This is a genomic window from Dactylosporangium maewongense (assembly GCF_039531485.1).
Lineage (GTDB): Bacteria > Actinomycetota > Actinomycetes > Mycobacteriales > Micromonosporaceae > Dactylosporangium > Dactylosporangium maewongense.
Genome location: NZ_BAAAQD010000007.1, coordinates 207,472 through 223,059, shown reverse-complemented (window position 1 = coordinate 223,059; position 15,588 = coordinate 207,472). Strand labels below are relative to the sequence as shown.

At 73.0% G+C, this 15,588-nt stretch carries 15 protein-coding genes; 8 read left to right on the top strand and 7 right to left on the bottom strand.

Translation table 11 applies throughout. The annotated features are described in order from the left end of the window. Positions 1–53: 53 nt before the first annotated feature. The gene (locus tag ABD332_RS19775; protein WP_344503456.1) at positions 54–680 is read left to right on the top strand and encodes a TetR/AcrR family transcriptional regulator; all 627 of its coding nucleotides are present in this window, start codon (positions 54–56) and stop codon (positions 678–680) included. Here ABD332_RS19775 and ABD332_RS19770 read toward each other — a convergent pair. Then, positions 667–2,202 carry a M28 family peptidase gene (locus tag ABD332_RS19770; protein ID WP_425552244.1) on the bottom strand — a complete coding sequence of 512 codons (1,536 nt, stop codon included), beginning with the start codon at positions 2,200–2,202 and terminating at the stop codon, positions 667–669. The genes ABD332_RS19775 and ABD332_RS19770 overlap by 14 nt on opposite strands. A 151-nt stretch (positions 2,203–2,353) precedes the next feature. On the opposite strand from ABD332_RS19770, the gene ABD332_RS19765 reads away from it, so the two are divergent. The 5 genes from ABD332_RS19765 to ABD332_RS19745 all read left to right on the top strand — a co-directional run bounded on the left by ABD332_RS19765 (position 2,354) and on the right by ABD332_RS19745 (position 7,812). After that, a complete protein-coding gene (locus ABD332_RS19765) occupies positions 2,354–4,135 on the top strand; it encodes a bifunctional metallophosphatase/5'-nucleotidase (protein ID WP_344503455.1) in 1,782 nt (593 codons plus the stop codon). A gap of 18 nt (positions 4,136–4,153) precedes the next feature. Further along, positions 4,154–5,131 (top strand): aldo/keto reductase, encoded by a 978-nt coding sequence (locus tag ABD332_RS19760; RefSeq protein ID WP_344503454.1) that lies wholly within the window; start codon positions 4,154–4,156, stop codon positions 5,129–5,131. Next, on the top strand, positions 5,125–6,210 hold the full coding sequence (locus ABD332_RS19755) for a carboxylate-amine ligase (protein ID WP_344503453.1): 1,086 nt from the start codon (positions 5,125–5,127) through the stop codon (positions 6,208–6,210). Before ABD332_RS19760 ends, ABD332_RS19755 begins: the two co-directional genes overlap by 7 nt. Beyond that, entirely contained in the window at positions 6,207–6,815 is a 609-nt protein-coding gene (locus ABD332_RS19750) for an HAD family hydrolase (protein ID WP_344503452.1), read from the top strand. The genes ABD332_RS19755 and ABD332_RS19750 overlap by 4 nt, the downstream gene beginning before the upstream one ends. A 64-nt stretch (positions 6,816–6,879) precedes the next feature. Further along, positions 6,880–7,812, top strand: coding sequence for a TAXI family TRAP transporter solute-binding subunit (locus tag ABD332_RS19745; RefSeq protein ID WP_344503451.1), 933 nt, complete (start codon positions 6,880–6,882; stop codon positions 7,810–7,812). On the opposite strand, the gene ftsZ is transcribed toward ABD332_RS19745, so the two are convergent. The 5 genes from ftsZ to ABD332_RS19720 all read right to left on the bottom strand — a co-directional run bounded on the left by ftsZ (position 7,800) and on the right by ABD332_RS19720 (position 13,621). After that, positions 7,800–9,518: a cell division protein FtsZ gene (ftsZ, locus tag ABD332_RS19740; RefSeq protein WP_344503450.1), complete on the bottom strand. Its 1,719-nt coding sequence runs from the start codon at positions 9,516–9,518 to the stop codon at positions 7,800–7,802. The two genes, ABD332_RS19745 and ftsZ, sit on opposite strands and share 13 nt — an antisense overlap. A 4-nt stretch (positions 9,519–9,522) precedes the next feature. Beyond that, on the bottom strand, positions 9,523–9,948 hold the full coding sequence (locus ABD332_RS19735) for an effector-associated constant component EACC1 (RefSeq protein ID WP_344503449.1): 426 nt from the start codon (positions 9,946–9,948) through the stop codon (positions 9,523–9,525). A 131-nt stretch (positions 9,949–10,079) separates the two neighbouring features. Beyond that, complete coding sequence (locus ABD332_RS19730; RefSeq protein WP_344503448.1) at positions 10,080–11,465, bottom strand: sensor histidine kinase; 1,386 nt, start codon at positions 11,463–11,465, stop codon at positions 10,080–10,082. A 2-nt stretch (positions 11,466–11,467) separates the two neighbouring features. After that, positions 11,468–12,139, bottom strand: coding sequence for a response regulator transcription factor (locus ABD332_RS19725; protein WP_344503447.1), 672 nt, complete (start codon positions 12,137–12,139; stop codon positions 11,468–11,470). Positions 12,140–12,178: 39 nt separating this feature from the next. Continuing rightward, positions 12,179–13,621: an AMP-binding protein gene (locus ABD332_RS19720; protein WP_344503446.1), complete on the bottom strand. Its 1,443-nt coding sequence runs from the start codon at positions 13,619–13,621 to the stop codon at positions 12,179–12,181. A gap of 81 nt (positions 13,622–13,702) precedes the next feature. On the opposite strand from ABD332_RS19720, the gene ABD332_RS19715 reads away from it, so the two are divergent. Next, positions 13,703–14,164, top strand: a complete 462-nt coding sequence (locus ABD332_RS19715; protein WP_344503445.1) for a PaaI family thioesterase — start codon at positions 13,703–13,705, stop codon at positions 14,162–14,164. Between the two features lie 241 nt (positions 14,165–14,405). Further along, positions 14,406–14,855, top strand: coding sequence for a hypothetical protein (locus tag ABD332_RS19710; protein WP_344503444.1), 450 nt, complete (start codon positions 14,406–14,408; stop codon positions 14,853–14,855). A gap of 79 nt (positions 14,856–14,934) precedes the next feature. Here the strand turns inward: ABD332_RS19710 and ABD332_RS19705 are convergent, their stop codons facing one another. Next, positions 14,935–15,570: a TetR/AcrR family transcriptional regulator gene (locus ABD332_RS19705; RefSeq protein ID WP_344503443.1), complete on the bottom strand. Its 636-nt coding sequence runs from the start codon at positions 15,568–15,570 to the stop codon at positions 14,935–14,937. Positions 15,571–15,588 lie beyond the last annotated feature (18 nt).

Genomic DNA, 15,588 nt, shown 5'->3' with positions numbered 1-15,588 from the left:
GGGAAAACGCACGCCCCGATTTGGAAAGCGAGCGTTCGCTCTATAATCAGAGGATGCCGCGCGTCTCCGAAGCCCACCTCGCCGCCCGCCGGGAACAGATCATCGACGCGGCGACGCGCTGCTTCCTGCGCAACGGGTTCCACCAGACGTCCATGCAGGATGTCATCAAAGAGGCGGAGCTGTCCGTCGGGGCGTTCTACCGCTACTTCGACAGCAAGGCCGCGCTGATCAAGGCGATCGCCGGCGAGAAGATCGGTGTGGTGCAGGCGACCGCCGACCACCTGCTGCGGCAGGACCCGCCGCCGCCCGTGCTGGCGGTGATCGACGACCTGCTGCGCCAGATCGACATCAACCTCACCGACGACGGCACGGTCCGCATCGCCGTGCAGGTGTGGGGCGAGGCGGTGCACGACCCCGAGTTCTCCGGGCTGATCACCGAGATCTACGGCCGGATCCGGGGCAACGCGGTCGCCCTGGCCCGGCGCGCCCAGGAGAGCGGCCAGCTGCCCGCCGGCGCCGACCCGGTCGCGATCGGCTCGGCGCTCTTCGGGCTCATCCAGGGGTACATCCTGCAGCGGGTGCTCATCGGCGAGGTCGACCGCGAGTCGTACATGAGCGGCATCGCGGCCCTGATGGGGGCCGGCCACGAGGACCGGCCCCGCACCGTCACGACCGAGTGATCTTGACGTCGTCGACGCCGGCCTCGACCAGGCTGGCCGTGCCGGAGTCGTTCGCCTCGATCAGGATCCGGATCGACTGCCCGGCATAGGCGGTCAGGCTCACCGAGGCCGTGGCCCACGCGCCGGCCCGGTTCGACGCGGCGCCCGCCTGGGTGAACACGGTCGTCGTGGTGCTGCCGACGACGCGCACCCGCAGGTAGTCGGCGCTGGTCGCGTTGTTGAGGTGGGCGAGGTACCAGGAGAACGAGAGCGTCAGCGTGCCACCTGACGGCACCGCCGGCAGCGTGATCGCGGGCGAGCGGATGCTGGTGACCCCGCCGTCCACGTCGTAGGTCCCGGCGCTGCTGCCCGCCGCCGCGCCCGTGACCAGGTCGAAGCTGCCGCTGACGGTGGTGCCGAGCTGCAGCGCGACGCCGGAGCTGGTGGCGGCCGGGTCGCCCCGCTCGAACGCGCCGGCCGTGGCCGTGTCGGTGCCGGACGGGTTCGTGGTCCAGCCGGTGGCCGTCTCGAACGTGTCACTGTAGACGGTGGTGCCCGGCGGGACCGGGGTGCTGGTCGCGATGGTCCACACCGCGTATGCGATGGCGTCGCTGTTGCGGTCCAGGGCCGTGTCGTTGATGTTGCTCGTGGTGTCGCAGGCGCGGTGGTAGCAGACGTCGAACGCGGTGCCGGACGTGCCGCCCCACTTCGTGGCCTGGGCCGCGGTCTTGGTGCCTTCCGCCCCGGTGAAGATGCCGCCCGCGGGGATGCCGTTGGCGATGAACGGGCCGTAGTCGGAGCGGCCGTCGAAGTCGGTGCCCTCCGTCGGCACGCCGATCGACGTGAAGTAGTCCTTCAGCGTCTGCTCGAGGGCGGCCGAGCCGGCGGGGCCGGGGCCGGAGCCGACGCCGTCGGAGTTGTCGCCGTCGTAGAGGAAGTAGCCGGCGTTCGGCGAGCCGACCATGTCGAAGTTCAGGTACGCCTTGATCTTCGCCTTCTCGGCCGCGGACAGGCTGTTGACGTAGGCGGTCGAGCCGCGCAGCCCGAGCTCCTCCGCGCCCCACCAGCCGAAGCGCAGGTGCTTGGTGGTGCTCAGCGCCTGCCGGGACACCTCGAGCGCGACCTCCAGGTTGGCCGAGGAGCCGGAGCCGTTGTCGTTGATGCCGGGCCCGGCGGTGACGCTGTCCAGGTGTGCGCCGACCATCAGCACGTCGTCGGGGTCGCCGCCCGGCCAGTCCGCGATCAGGTTGTAGCCGGTGGCGCCGTTGTACGTGAACGACTGCACGACCGTGGTGTACCCGGCGGCGTCGAGCTGCCCCTTCACGTAGTTGACCGAGGCCAGGTAGCCGGGCCGGCCGTGGGCCCGGTTGCCGCCGTTGGCGGTCGCGATGCTCTGCAGCTGGCTCAGGTGCGCCTTGACGTTGGCGACGGAGATGTTGGGCGCGGCGGCGAGCAGGATCTTCGCCGGCGCCGCCGAGGCGGGCGCCGGCAGCGCGGTGGCCGCCAGAGCCACCGCCAGCGCGACGGTGCGGACCTTCTTCACGTGGACAGCTCCCGAGGGTCGAGGGGGTCACGGCCCGGCGGGAGAGGTCAGCCGTCAGCCGCCTGGCCGTCTGCCATGGTCCCGAGAGACATCGAAATACGTCAAGCTTTCGATTCGCCCATCGCATTGATACACGCATAAGGTGCCGGACATGAACAACCCTTCAGGCACCTCCCGGCGGACCGTCCTGGCCGCCGCGGCGGCAACGGCGGCGGCACCCTTCGTCGCCGGCGGCGAAGCGGGCGCGGCACCCGCGGCGAAACCCACAACCTGGGACCTCACGCTGCTCGGCACCTCGGACACCCACGGCAACGTCTACAACTGGGACTACTACAAGGACGCCGAGTACGACGACAGCGCCCACAACGACATCGGCCTGGCGAAGGTCGCCACGCTCGTCAACCAGATCCGGGCCGAGCGGCGGGGCAAGGCCACCCTCGTCCTCGACGCCGGCGACACGATCCAGGGCACGCCCCTGGCGACGTACTACGCCAAGCAGGAGCCGATCACCACGACCGGCGAGAAGCACCCGATGGCGCGGGCGATGAACGTCATCGACTACGACGCCGTCACCCTGGGCAACCACGAGTTCAACTACGGGCTGCCGCTGCTCGCCCTGTGGATCCGCCAGCTGGGCTTCCCGGCCCTTGCGGCGAACGCCGTCAACGTGAAGACCGGCCGGCCCGCGTTCGTGCCGTACGTCATCAAGAAGGTCGACCTGGGCCACGGCGCGCCGAACCTCCGGGTCGGCATCCTCGGCCTCACCAACCCCGGCGTCGCCATCTGGGACCGCGCCAACGTCGAGGGCACGCTCCGCTTCGAGGACTGCGTCGCCACCGCCGCGAAGTACGTGCCCGAGATGCGCCGCCGCGGCGCCGACATCGTGCTCATCTCCGCGCACGGCGGCGACAGCGGCAAGTCCAGCTACGGCCCGGAGCTGCCGAACGAGAACCCGTCGGCGCTCATCGCCGAGCAGGTCCCCGGCATCGACGCGATCCTCTTCGGCCACGCGCACAGCGACATCCCGCAGCGCTTCGTGACCAACACGGCGACCGGCGCGCAGGTGCTGCTGTCGGAGCCGTCGCGGTGGGGCCAGCGGCTGACCCGGATGGACTTCCAGCTCAGCCGCGACCGCGGCCGCTGGGTGATCACGTCGAAGGCGTCGACGTCGCTGAACACCAACACGGTCGAGGCCGACCCGAAGGTCGTCGCCGCCGTGCGGGCGCAGCACAACAAGACCGTCGCCTACGTCAACCAGGTCGTCGCGACCTCCACCGAGACGCTGTCGGCGGCCGAGTCCCGCTACAAGGACACCGCGATCCTGGACTACATCAACAAGGTCCAGACCGACACGGTCACCGCCGCGCTCGGCACGGCGCTGCCGGTGCTGTCGATCGCCGCCCCGTTCTCGCGGACCGCGGTGTTCCCCGCCGGCGACGTCAAGATCAAGGACGTGGCGGGGCTGTACATCTACGACAACACCCTGGAGGCCGTCGTCCTGACCGGCGCCGAGGTGCGCGCCTACCTGGAGTACTCGGCGAAGTACTTCGTGACGCTGCCGGTCGGCGCGCCCGTCGACCCGGCGACGATCAACGACCCGTCCGTGCCGGACTACAACTACGACGTGATCTCCGGCGTCGAGTACGACATCGACATCAGCAAGCCGGTCGGGCAGCGCATCACGCGGCTCGTGCACCCGGGCACCACCACGCCCGTCGGCGACACCGAGCAGTTCGTGGTCGCGGTGAACAACTACCGGCGCTCCGGCGGCGGCAACTTCCCCGGCATCGTGAAGTCGCAGGTGTACAACGCGCAGCAGGAGATCCGGCAGCTGCTGATCGACTGGGCGCAGGCGAAGGGCTCGATCGATCCGGCCGACTTCTTCACCCCGAACTGGCGGCTCGTGCGGGAGAACGTGCCGGTCTTCGCGTAACGCCATACTCTGGGCGGCATGCAGGAACGGATCTTAGGACGGACCGGTGCCCCGGTCGGCGTGGTAGGGCTCGGCGCGTGGCAGCTCGGCGCCGACTGGGGCGAGGTCGACGAGGACCAGGCGCTCGCGACCCTCGCCGCCGCGCACGAGGCGGGCGTGACGTTCATCGACACCGCCGACGTGTACGGCGACGGCCGCAGCGAGCGCCTCGTCGGGGCCTTCATCAAGGACCGGCCCGGCATCACGGTCGCCACGAAGATGGGGCGCCGGGTGCCGCAGGAGGCCGACCGGTACAACCTCGACAACTTCCGCGCGTGGAACGACCGGTCCCGGGAGAACCTCGGCGTCGACACCATCGACCTGGTCCAGCTGCACTGCCCGCCGTCGGAGGTGTACTCCACCGACGAGGTGTTCGACGGCCTGGACCTGATGGTGCAGGAAGGCCGCATGAAGGCCTACGGGGTGAGCGTCGAGACGGTCGCCGAGGCGCTGACCGCGATCGCCCGGCCCGGCGTCGCCACCGTGCAGATCATCTTCAACATGCTGCGGCTCAAGCCCCTGGACGACGTGCTGCCCACGGCGGAGAAGATGGGCGTCGGCATCATCGCCCGCGTCCCGCTCGCCAGCGGCCTGCTGTCCGGGCGCTACGACGAGCACACCACGTTCGGCGCCGACGACCACCGCACCTACAACCGGCACGGCGAGGCGTTCGACCAGGGCGAGACGTTCTCCGGCGTCGACTACGACACCGGGCTCGCCGCCGTGCGCCGGCTCGCGCCGCTCAAGCCCGAAGGGCTGACGATGGCGCAGTTCGCGCTGCGCTGGATCGTCGACCACCCCGCCGTGTCGGTGGTCATCCCGGGCGCCCGCAGCGGCGAGCAGGCCCGCGCCAACGCGGCCGTCGGGAGCGCCGACCCGCTGCCCGCCGCCACCCATGAGGCGGTCCGCGAGGTGTACGACGACCTCATCCGCCAGTCGGTCCACAGCAGGTGGTAGCGACTGGCGACACCATCGGTGTCGAGGAGGAGTTCCACGTCGTCGACGCGGAGACCGGCGAGCTGTCGCCGTCCGCCCGGCGGGTGCTGCGCGGCGCCGACGCCGAGCCGGAGCTGCACCGGTCGATGGTCGAGACGGCCACCGCCGTGCACACCGACCTCACCGCGCTGCGCGCCGACCTGATCGAGAAGCGCCGCTCCCTGGTGGAGTCCGCCGGGCGGCACGGCCTGGCGATCGTCGCCGCCGGCACGGTCCCCGGCTCGGGCGCGGCCCCGAGCCGGGTCTACCCGGACGAGCGCTACGAGCGCATGGCCCAGGAGTACCGGCAGCTCGTCGACGAGCAGCAGGTCGCCGCGTGCCAGGTGCAGGTCGGCGTGCCCGACAGGGACCTCGCGGTGCGGATCACCCGGCGGATCCGGGAGTGGCTGCCGGCGCTGCTCGCGCTCAGCGTCAGCTCGCCGTACTTCGCCGGCAACGACACCGGCTACGCGTCCTACCGCACGGTCGTCACGTCGCGCTGGCCGACCGTCGGCCCGCCGCCGGACCTGGGCTCCGCCGCGGAATACCAGCGGGTCGTCGACACGCTCGTGGAGAGCGGCGTGATCAGCGACGCGGGCATGGTCTACTTCGACGCCCGGCCGTCCGCGCGGTACCCGACGGTCGAGGTGCGGGTCGCCGACTCGTGCCCGAACGTCGACGACGCGGTGCTGCTCGCCGCGCTCGCCCGCGGTCTCGTCACGGTCGCCGCCGACGACGACGCCGCCGGCCGGCCCCTGCCGGAGGCGCCGCAGGTGCTGCTGCGGGCCGCGACGTGGCGGGCCGCCCGGTCCGGGCTCAGCGGCCACCTCGTCGACCCGTCGACCCGGTCCGCGCTGCCGGCGATCGCCCGCGTCGACGCGCTGATGGAGCACGTCCGCCCGGCCCTCGAGGCCCGCGGCGAGTGGGAGATCGCCGTCGACCTCCTGGAGGACCTCCGCGGGCGCGGCACGTCGGCGACCCGGCAGCGGGCGCTCAAGGACCACCGCGAGGTCGTACAGTCCCTGGCAAAGGAGACGGCCGAAGGGACAGGTTCCGGATGACGCTGCGCGGGCTGCTGGTCGACTACGGCGGGGTCCTCACCACCGACGTGTTCGCCTCCTTCGACGCGTTCTGCGCCCGGGAGGGCCTGCCGCCCGGCACGGTCCGCGACCTCTTCCGCGACGACCCGGCCGCCCGGTCGCTGCTCGGTGGCCTGGAGGACGGCACGCTGCCCGACGCCGAGTTCGAGGCCGGGTTCGCGGCGCTGCTCGGGGTGTCGCCGGAGGGCCTCATCGAGCGGCTCCTCGGCGCCACCACCGCCGATGTGGCGATGCTCGACTTCGTCCGGGCCGCCCGCGGCCGCGGCATCCGCACGGGCCTGATCTCCAATTCGTGGGGTTCTCAGCGGTACGACCGGATCCTGCTCGACGAGCTGTTCGACGGGATCGTGATCTCCGGAGACGTCGGGGTGCGCAAGCCCGACCCGCAGATCTACGTGCTGGGCGCGGCGGCGATCGGGCTGCCGCCGCAGGAGTGCGTCTACGTCGACGACCTGCCGGGCAACCTCAAGCCGGCGCGGGCGCTGGGCATGACGACGGTCCGGCACCGCACCCCGGAGGAGACCCTGGAGATCCTGACGGCGTGCCTGCAGGACGCCCCGGCATGAGCGGGCGCGCTCCCGACGGGCGGGCTCTTGTGAACCGCCGGGCGCTCCCGACGGGCGGGCTCTCGTGAACCGCCGGGCGCTCCTGCTCGGCGGTGCCGGCGCCCTGCTGCTCTCGGCGTGCGAGTCGGACGGCGCCGGGGCGACCGGAAACCTGCGGATCGCGACCGGTAGCACGGGCGCCGTCTACTACCAGTACGGCAAGGCGATCGCGGACCTCGCGAAGCGGTACCTGCCGGACGTCCACGCCAGCGTCCTCACCACGAACGCGTCGAAGGAGAACGTCGGCGCGATCCTCGCCGGCCAGGCCGAGCTCGGCTTCACCCAGGCCGACACCGCCGGCGAGGGCGACCGGGCCGCGCCGGGGCAGCTCGCCGCGCTCGCCCGCATCTACGACGACTACGTGCACCTCGTCGTCGCCCGGGACAGCCCGATCGAGACCGTCGCGGACCTGCACGGCCGGCAGGTGTCGGTCGGCGCCGCCGGCTCCGGCACCGCGGGCACCGCCGACCACATCCTCGACGTCGCCGGGGCCGGCCTCAAGGCGAGCATCATCCAGCGCCCGCTCAACCTCGACGACTCGGTCAAGGCGCTGCAGGCCCGCCAGATCGACGCGTTCTTCTTCTCCGGCGGGCTGGCCGTCGGCCTGATCCGGCAGCTGGCGGAGAAGTTCCCGATCCGGCTCCTCGCCCTCGACACGTTCGTCCAGCCGCTGCGCAAGGCGTTCGGCAACTACTACGCGGAGCGGGTCGTGCCCGCCTCGGCGTACCACGGCATCAACCCGACGGTCGCGATCGGCATCGCCAACTATCTCGTCGTGCGGGGGTCGATGCCCGAGCCCCTCGCCTACGGCGTGACGCGGCTGCTCTTCGAGGGCCGCGACGAGCTCGCCAAGGCGCACCAGGCGGCGGCCCGGCTCAACATCCGCTCCGCGATCAGCACCCCGCCGCTGCCGCTGCACCCCGGCGCCGTCCGCTACTACCGCGCTCAGAAGGCCTGAACGGCGACCACCACCACCTGCACCTGCGGGCCGAGGGCGCCGTCGAGCGCGGCGCCGAACACGATCTCCGCGTCCGGGTGGGCGCGGCCGGCGATCTCCTCCATCGCGGTGGCGACCTCGTCGTAGGTGACGCCGGCGTCGCCGGACACCGACACCAGCACGGTGCGGGCGCCGTCGACGCGGTCGTCGAGGAGGTGCTCCAGCCCGCCGGCCGCCGCCCGGGCCGCGGCGACGACCCGCTGGTCGCCGCCGGCCTGGCCGACCCCGATCAGGGCCGTGCCGCCGCCGGTCAGGGCGGCCCGGACCGTGTCGAAGCCGATGCGGATGATGCCGGGCGTGGTGAGCAGGCCGGCGATGCCGCGGACCGCGGTGTCGAGGACCCGGTCGGCCTCCCGGAACACGTCCATCATGCTGACGCTCCGGTCGCCGAGGCTCAGCAGACGGTCGTTGGCGATGACGATCAGCGTGTCGCAGTGCTTCCGGAGCTCGGTGATGCCCTCGTCGGCGACCGCCTGCCGCTTGCGGCCCTCGAACGCGAACGGCCGGGTCACCACGCCGACCGTCAGCACGCCGAGGGAGCGGGCGACGCGGGCGACCACGGGCGCGCCGCCGGAGCCGGTGCCGCCGCCCTCCCCGCACGCCAGGAAGACGAGGTCCGCCCCGGTGAGGACGGCCTTGAGGTCGGCCTCGTGCGCCTCGGCGGCGAGCCGGCCGGTCTCGGGGTTCCCGCGCGAGCCGAGGCCGCGGACCGCCTCGCCGATGTCGACCTTCACGTCGCTGTCGGACATCAGCAGCGTCTGCGCGTCGGTGTTGACGCTGATGTACCGGACGCCGTCGATCCGCTCCTCGATCATCCGGTTCACCGCGTTGATCCCGCCGCCGCCGATGCCGACGACCCTGATGTCGGGCGGCGACGCCGGGACGGCGGCGGTGGGCGCCGGCCGCGGTGCCGGGAGGACGGCCGCGAACGCGGCGTTGCGGCTCAGCGCGAGCCGGGCGGCGGTGTCCCGGTTGATCTGCTCCGGGCGGGGCAGCCCGCGGGACACCATCGTGTGCAGGACCCGCTCGTAGATGAGGCCGAGGGTCAGCAGCTCCGGGCCGTCCGGCACGCCGGAGCGCAGCAGCGACACCAGCTCCCCGGTGAACGCGGTGTGCTCCGCGTCGGGCGGCGCGAGCGCGAGGTGGTTCGCCGCGGTGGCGGTGAGGATGTAGACGCCCTCGATACCGGTCAGGCCGACGATGCTCTCCCCCGACATCGCCGGGATCGCCCGGCCGGAGAAGCAGCAGTCGAGCACGACGACCCGGTTCGCGGCCGGGAACCGGCCCCGGTCCATGACGACGGTGCGCAGGTCGTCGTAGCGCAGCGTGCGGAACGGCAGCCGGTCGACGTCGGTGGTGCCGATGGCCAGGTACAGCTCCCCGGTCCGCGGGCCCGGCAGGCCGTGCCCGGCGACGTAGACGATGAGGGTGTCCTCGGCCTCGACGGCGCTGTTCCACAGCTGGTCGAGGACGGACGTGTCGTCGGCGGGGTCCTGGATGACCACGCAGTGCTCCGGCGGCAGCCCGCCGAGGTCGGGGTCGGTGAGGACGCGGCGCATCGCGTCGAGGTTGTTGGCGACGGCGGGCAGGTCGGGCAGCGCCGCGGAGGCGTACGTGCCGGTGCCGATCAGCACCGCCCGGGACCGCGCCGGGTCGGGGAGCCGCACCCCGTCAGCCCTGACCGGCCGGCTGGGCCCCGGGCTGGGCTCCGGGCTGGGCTCCGGGCTGGGCTCCGGGCTCGATCGCGGGCTGGTTCAGGACCTCGCGGAGGAACGCCTGCGGGTCGGCGACCCGCTTCGCGTCGAGGGTGATCTCCCGGCCGTCGGGGGTCTTCACGGTGACCGCGATGTCGGCGCGCCGCTGGGTCAGCCACACGCCGACGGACTTCGCGAGCGCCACCCACAGCGCGCCCGCCCCGGCGACGGTCGCGGCGGCCTGCACCACCAGCGCGGTCGTGCCGCCCATGGTGCCCTCGGGCGGCGGCTCCTGGGCGAGCCGCAGCCGGCCGCGCAGCTCGGGCTCCTCCCGCAGCCACCGCCACAGCTCCTCGGTGTCCGCCGTGCTGTCGCCGACCACGATGCGTGTCTCAGGGTTCACGGAGCCACGATGTCACAGCGCTCGATGCGTCGGGTGTCCGCGCCGGTCCGCCGATCCGCCAGTTCTTCCGCACCGCCCGGCGGTTGCCACCGCCCCGGCCGTCGCCGCCCCGACCGTCGCCGCTGCCCGGGTCAGGGGCTCGGGAACCACAGGCGCGCGTGCAGGCCGCTCGGCTCGTTGGCGAGCAGGTCCAGGCGGCCCGACGACGCCTCGACGAGGACCGCGACGATCGGCAGGCCGAGGCCGCTGCCGTCGACGTTCTGCGTGCCGGGCGCCCGCCAGAACCGTTCGGTGGCCAGCTCGCGCTGCTGCTCGGTGAGGCCCGGCCCGGTGTCGATCACGTGCACGGCGACGCCGCCCTTGTCGGCGGTGGGGCGGACCGTGACGGTGCTGCCCTCGGCCGAGAACTTGACGGCGTTGTCGATCAGGGCGTCCAGCGCCTGGTCCAGCGCGGTCGTCAGCGCCCGGGCCTTCAGGGCGTGCGGCGGCCGGACGTAGCGCAGCGTGATGTGCTTCTTCGCGGCGACGGGCTGCCACGCGACGACCCGCGCCCACGCGACCTCGCCGGCGTCGATGTCGGCGAGCTCGAAGCGGCCCCGCTCGGCGCGGGCGAGCGCGAGGAGGCTGTCGAGCACCTCGCCGAGGCGTTCGACCTCCTCGACGGCGAGCCGGTGACCCTCGACGGCCTGCGGGTCGGTGAGGTCTGCGCCGAGGTCCTCGACCCGCAGCCGCACCGCGGTCAGCGGGTTGCGCAGCTGGTGGCTGGCGTGGGAGACGAACGCCCGCTGCCGCTCCAGGGAGTCGGCGACGGTCGCGGCCATCTCGTTGAACGCGGTGCCGAGGCGGCGCAGCTCCGGCGGGCCGTCGGCGGCGGGCACGCGGGCGGCGTAGTCACCGGCGGCGAGCTCGTGGGCGGCCGCGTCGAGCTCGGCGACCGGGCGCAGCGTCCAGCGGGCCAGGGACCAGGCCGCGACGATGCCGACGAACAGCACGACCAGCCCGCCGCCGGCAAGGATGCTCCAGGTGGTGCGGACGCCGGTGACGCGTCCGCCGACGGGCGAGACGGTGACGACGGCCCCGATGACCTCGCCGCCACGGCCGACCGGGACCGCGACCACGAAGGGTGCCGTCCGCCACGGCCAGATCGTGCCGTCGTCGCTGGCCTCGCGGCCTTCGAGGGCGCGGTGGGCCTGCCGCAGCACCGCCTTGTCGGCGAGGTCGACCAGGTTGGCACCGGGGCGGGACGACACGATGTTGACCGCGTCCTGGTTGAGCACGATCGCGGCGATGCCGTAGACCGCGTCGTAGCGGGCCAGCTCGGCGGCGAGCTCGTCGGTCTCGCGGGGTGCCCGCAGCGCCGGCTCGGCGATCGTGGCGAAGCGGCTGGCGTCGGCGAGCCGGTCGGCGACGACCTGCTGGGTGTCGCGGCTCGCGATGCTGAGCGCGAACGGCACTTCGAGCGCGATGAGCACCAGCAGGAGCAGCAGCACGTACGTGGCGACGAGGCGGACCCGCACGGTCAGAGTCCCGGCACGAGGCGGTAACCGACGCCGCGGACGGTCTGCACCAGGCCCGGCACGTCGAGCTTCGCCCGCAGCGAGCCGACGTGCACGTCCAGGGTGTGCCGGCCGACGAAGCTGGTCTGCCACACGGCGAGGATCAGCCGGTCGTACGTGACGACGACGCCCGGCGTGCGCACGAGCACGGCGAGGATCTCGAACTCCTTGCGGGTGAGCGCGACGTCCCGGCCGGCGACGGTGACCTGGCGGGCGGCCACGTCGACCCGGACCGGTCCGGCCGCGAGGACCTCGACGGCGCTCTGCTGCGCCCGCGTCGCGCGCCGCAGCACGGCCTCGATGCGCGCGTTGAGCTCCGCCATCGAGTAGGGCTTCACGACGTAGTCGTCGGCGCCGGTCTGCAGCCCGATGACCCGGTCGCGCTCCTCACCGCGGGCGGTGACGGCGATGATCGCGACCGACTCGTCCTTGCGGCGCAGGGTGCGACACACCTCGATGCCGTCGCCGTCGGGCAGGTTGAGGTCGAGCAGCACCAGGTCGAACGGCTCGCCCGCGAACGTGTCGAGGGCCGTCTGCGCGGTCGGGCAGTGCGCGACGTCGTGCCCGCGCCGGCGCAGGGCGGTGGCCAGCGCGGCCGCCACCCGGGCGTCATCTTCGACCAGCATCACTCGCATCGTGCGCCATGGTATTCGCAAGGGCAACAGCGCGTGTGCTCAGATGAGGGTCCGCAGCGCCTTCCGGTTGAGTTTGCCGACGCTGGTCAGCGGGATCTGGTCCAGGACGCGGATCTCCCGCGGCCGTTTCGTCGGGGCGAGGTGCTCGCGGGCGTAGGCGTCGAGCTCGTCGGCGGTCGCCGCACCGGGGGCCGTCAGCGACACGAACGCGACCACCTCCTCGCCGAGCCGCTCGTCGGGCCGGCCGACCACGGCGGCCATCGCGACGGCGGGGTGGGCGGTCAGCGCGTCCTCGACGTCACGCGGGTACACGTTGAACCCGCCCCGGATGATGAGGTCCTTCTTGCGGTCGATGATGCTGAGGTACCCGTCGCCGTCGATCGCGCCGATGTCGCCGGTCGCGAACCACCCGCCCGTCACGCCGCTGTCCCGCGCGCCCCAGTAGCCACGCATCACGTTCGGGCCGCGGACGAGGATCTCGCCGTCGTCGCCGAGCCGGACCTCGATGCCTTCGAGGGGCCTGCCGACCGTGCCGCGGCGGGGCGCGTCCAGGGGGCTGCCGCTGACGATCCCGCCGGTCTCGGTGCAGCCGTACCCTTCGAGGACCCGCGCGGACGGCACCAGCCGCTCGAACGCCGCGGCCGCGGCGGGTGGCAGCGGGGCGGCGCCGGAGAACACGAACCGCAGCGCGCTCAGGTCGTGCTCCGCCAGGGGCTGGCCGAGCAGCATGACGATCATCGACGGGACGACGGCGGCGGTCTGTGCCCGCTGCTGCGCGGCGAGCCGCAGCCAGCCGGCGGGCTCGAACCACCGTTGCAGCACCGCGACCGGCGGCTCCGCGGCCTGCATCGCGCCGACGGTGACCATCAGGCCGTAGGAGTGCGACAGCGGCAGTGCGGTGATGCCGGTGTTGAGGCCGGGCGTGTGGGCCGCCTCCCGCGAGACCCGCCCCGCGTGCGCCAGGTTGGCGTGACTGAGCGCGACACCCTTGCTCCGTCCGGTGGTGCCGCCGGTGTACAGCAGTGCCGCGAGCTCACCGGGGTCCCGGTCCACGACCGGGATCGGGTCGGCCGCCAGCAGCGCGTCGAAGGACGGGGTGCCGACGACGATCGCGGGCACGCCGAGCTCGCGGCACAGGTCGCCGAACTTGGGCACCAGCTCCGGCGAGGTGACGACGGCGACGGCGCCCGAGTCGCGCAGGACGTGACGGAGCTCGTCGGCGGTGACGAGGAAGACCACCGGTGTGACCACCGCGCCGGCGCGCCATACCGCCTCGTACACCTGCGAAACCTCGGGACAGTTGGCCATGACGACCGCCACCCGGTCGCTGGGGCGCACCCCGGCCGCGCGCAGACCTCCGGCGATGCGGGTCGCGCGCTCGTGCCCCTCCCCTGACGTGTGCCAGGCGCCCTCGAAGCAGAGTGCCGGGTAGTCGCCGTGCCGGTCGAGGGACGCCTCCGCGAGGCGGGCGAGGTTGGGCATCGACGACCTCCAGTCGCAATGTTTCTACACTGACTATGCCGATACCTGGGTACTGTCAAGTCCTCGCGAGGGAGCCGCATCATGACGGACCGTCCGATCACCGCCGGCGAGCGGTTCGCCGACGTCGGCGACTGGGGCTCCAGCCGGGGCGTCAACGGAAGCGCCGGCCCCAACCTGTGGCGGACGCTGGGCTTCCGGCGCACCGGCTGGGAGCCCGGCGGCTCGACCGTGGAGTGGGACGCGACCGTCGACTACGGCTTCACCACCCTCGGCGGCCCGGTGATCCAGGGCGGCCTGGTGACCGCGATCCTCGACTCGGCGATGGGCGGCGCCTGCTTCACGACGCTGGACCGCGACGAGCTGTTCCTGACCGCGGACCTGCGGGTCGAGTTCTTCCGGCCGACCCGGCCCGGGACGCTGCGCGCCGTGGGCACCGTCCTGCGCCGGACCAGGAAGGTCGTGTTCTGCGCCGCGGAGCTGTACGACGCCGACGGCACCACCCTCGCGGCCAGCCGCTGCACGCAGGTTCTCATGGCGGTCTGACCTTTTCGGCCCGGTTTCGCAGCGTCAAGTTTCTCTCAAGGAACGACGTGCGCGATTCCGCCGGTACGGTCCGAACCGCCACGGTGAACGGGTGGACATCGTGTCAACCGGCGAGCGCTATCGGGCCTCGACCGTCGCCGCGTTCGAGGCGGCCGTGCTGGTGCGATGTGCAGGGGTGTGTGGCGGAGGAGGACGAGCCCGGGCGCTGGGGGGTGCCCGGGTCCGTTCCGCGTTCACACACGTGCCAGCGGGGGTGCTCGCCGAGTTCAACCGCTCCGTCGCCGCGGACCGGCTGGTCGAGCTGCTCGGGGCGGCCGGCCACTCGGCGAGCGTGCACCGCTACACCGCCGGCACCCGCCACCGCTACGAGATCTTCCGCGTGTTCTGCGACGCCGTCTCCTTCCTCGACCGCGCCTGGCAGCAGGGGTACGCGGACCTGTGCGGCGCGCCCGAGCTGCCCCGGTCGGCCCGCCAGATCCGCCACGCCCGCCAGCTCGCCGAGTCGGCGTGGCGGGGCGTGCTGATGGTGTCGGGTCCGTCCCGGTCCGGCTCCCCCGGCCTGCGGGTCCCCGACCTGGAGACCGCCACGGTCCTGATCCGTGCCGGCCGGATGATGAGCCTGCCGGTCCGCATGAGCACCCGCCCCGGCGGTCAGCTGCTGCTGGTCATGCCGCAGGAGGTCGCGGCCTAGCCGCACTCGCGCGGCGCGCCGCCACCGCCGGTCGTGCCACGGGTTGTCATGCCGCAGGAGGCGGGGCCTGGCCCCTGTCCTAATCCGACTCTTGAAGCCGCTCGAACTTGCGCTCCAGGCCGTCCACCAGCGCCTCCAGGCCCAGCTCGAACGCGCTGTCGTCGACGTGGGTGTGCCGCTCCGCCAGGCGGTGGGCGTCGCGCAGGTGCGGGTAGTCCCTCGCGTACAGGTCCGGGTCGTCGACGAAGCCGAGCGCGAACGAGCCCAGCGCCGAACCGGCGACGAAGAACCGCATGGTCGCGCCGATCCGGGTCGCGTGCCCCGGCGACCACCCGGCGTCCACGAGCGCGCCGTAGACCGCGTCCGCCAGGCGCAGCGACGCGGGCCGGCGGGCCGGGCCGCGCGCCAGGAACGGCACCACGTTGGGGTGCGCGCGGAACGCCGCCCGGTAGGCCCGCGCCCACGCCTTCAGCGCCTCCGGCCACGGGTCGCGGCCGAGCATGGACAGGTCGACGCCGGCGACGATGGCGTCGCCGATCGCGTCGACGATCTGCTCCTTCGTGGCGAAGTGGTTGTACAGCGACGGCGCCTGGACGCCCAGCTCGCGGGCCAGCCGCCGGGTCGACAGCGCGTCGAGCCCGTCGGCGTCGACGATCGCGGTGGCGACCTCGACGATGCGGTCACGGCTGAGGAGTGGCGTTCTGGGGCGAACCATGGCTACGATCTTAGAAAC

What these genes read in the sequence shown, in the direction of transcription:
- ABD332_RS19725 (WP_344503447.1), bottom strand. Translation starts at nt 12,139, where the DNA reads ATGCGAGTGATGCTGGTCGAAGATGACGCCCGGGTGGCGGCCGCGCTG.
- ABD332_RS19775 (WP_344503456.1), top strand. Translation starts at nt 54, where the DNA reads ATGCCGCGCGTCTCCGAAGCCCACCTCGCCGCCCGCCGGGAACAGATC.
- ABD332_RS19720 (WP_344503446.1), bottom strand. Translation starts at nt 13,621, where the DNA reads ATGCCCAACCTCGCCCGCCTCGCGGAGGCGTCCCTCGACCGGCACGGC.
- ABD332_RS19760 (WP_344503454.1), top strand. Translation starts at nt 4,154, where the DNA reads ATGCAGGAACGGATCTTAGGACGGACCGGTGCCCCGGTCGGCGTGGTA.
- ABD332_RS19705 (WP_344503443.1), bottom strand. Translation starts at nt 15,570, where the DNA reads ATGGTTCGCCCCAGAACGCCACTCCTCAGCCGTGACCGCATCGTCGAG.
- ABD332_RS19715 (WP_344503445.1), top strand. Translation starts at nt 13,703, where the DNA reads ATGACGGACCGTCCGATCACCGCCGGCGAGCGGTTCGCCGACGTCGGC.
- ABD332_RS19750 (WP_344503452.1), top strand. Translation starts at nt 6,207, where the DNA reads ATGACGCTGCGCGGGCTGCTGGTCGACTACGGCGGGGTCCTCACCACC.
- ABD332_RS19765 (WP_344503455.1), top strand. Translation starts at nt 2,354, where the DNA reads ATGAACAACCCTTCAGGCACCTCCCGGCGGACCGTCCTGGCCGCCGCG.